This window comes from Pseudomonas sp. H11T01, from assembly GCF_048515765.1.
In the GTDB taxonomy this organism is placed as follows: domain Bacteria; phylum Pseudomonadota; class Gammaproteobacteria; order Pseudomonadales; family Pseudomonadaceae; genus Aquipseudomonas.
The window spans coordinates 1-1,261 of record NZ_JBLYED010000065.1 but is presented as its reverse complement, the minus strand read 5'-3'; the positions used below and the strand labels follow the sequence as shown (position 1 = coordinate 1,261).

Here is a 1,261-nt window from a genome sequence, read left to right as displayed (position 1 = left end):
TTTAGCGCTCGGCCCTTGATGAGTAGTCGCTCCTGCCTGTCCTTTAAAAGGTCTTCAGCTTCCAAAACTCTTTTGCTTCTCAGGTTTTCAGCCAGGATGTCTGCCGTTTATCGTCATCAGTTACTGACGTCGCAAAAGCCGGTGGTGGAGCGCACAGGTCAAGCCAGGAACTGTGAGTTGTAGGTACCGCCCTTGGTTAATAACACCCAGACGATTCTTGCCATTTTGTTCGCGAGGGCACAGGCCACTTTGTTCGGATGCTTGCGGGCCAGTAAATTTTTGGCCCAGACTCCGAGTGCGTCGGTTCGTTTGTCGATTCGACACAAAACCGCGTGAGCGCCCTGCATCAACAGGCTTCTTAGGTACTTATCGCCCCGCTTGCTGATACCAAGCAGTATCGTTTTGTCACCCGTTGAGTGCTGTCGCGGTACCAACCCCAACGAGGCGGCGAAGTCGCGGGACGATTTGAAACCCGAAGCGTCGCCGACGTCGGCCACCAGCGCGCTAGCGATGAGGGGGCCGATGCCGGGGATGCTCTGCAAGCGTTGGCCTGCGTCGTTTTGAACCAGTTGTTGTTTGATCTCCACATCAAGTTTTTTGATCTCGCGAGTCAACTGGCGTATGTCTTCGAGCATGCGATCAATGGCATTTCTCAAGCGAGTGGGCAGTTCACGGTTTTCCATCAACGCCGAGACTCGATCTAACGCGGCATATCCGACGGGAAAGATGACGCCGAATTCCAGTAGAAATCCATGTACCTGATTGATGACAGCGGTGCGTCGATTCACCAAGGATTTACGCAGTCGATGCTCCGTGGACAGCACCTGCTGTTCTACGGTTTTGACTTGGACCGAACGAGTTTTAGGGCGTGAGGCCGCCTCACAAATTGCTTCGGCATCGATGAAGTCGTTTTTGTTGCCGGTGACATAGGGCTTTACATGCTGCGGCGCGATCAACTGCACGTGATGGCCCTGCTCCATGATTTTCCGGGCGAGCCACTGAGATCCGCCGCAGGACTCCATGGCAATTTTGCAGGTCGAAATCTGCGCCAGATAGGGGAGCAATTGGTTGCGGTTGAGCTTTTTACGCAGCACCTGATGGCCTCTGGCGTCTTGGCCATGCAGGTGGAAAGTGTTTTTGCCGATGTCGATACCCAGAAGCGTTACGGTGTTCATGAGAGATCCTCCTTCGGTAAAGAGAGAGCCTCGGCAAGTTTAGACTCGCCGAGGTTCTCACCGGGCTGACCATCTCATTAGGTCTT

1 protein-coding gene is annotated in these 1,261 nt (G+C 53.9%); it reads right to left on the bottom strand.

The annotated features are described in order from the left end of the window. Window positions 1–158 precede the first annotated feature (158 nt). Window positions 159–1,175 (bottom strand): IS110 family transposase, encoded by a 1,017-nt coding sequence (locus ACN1C3_RS33180; RefSeq protein ID WP_419119946.1) that lies wholly within the window; start codon window positions 1,173–1,175, stop codon window positions 159–161. Between the last annotated feature and the right edge of the window lie 86 nt (window positions 1,176–1,261).

Excerpts from the sequence above, each read along its gene's own strand:
- ACN1C3_RS33180 (WP_419119946.1), bottom strand. The coding sequence starts at position 1,175 with ATGAACACCGTAACGCTTCTGGGTATCGACATCGGCAAAAACACTTTC.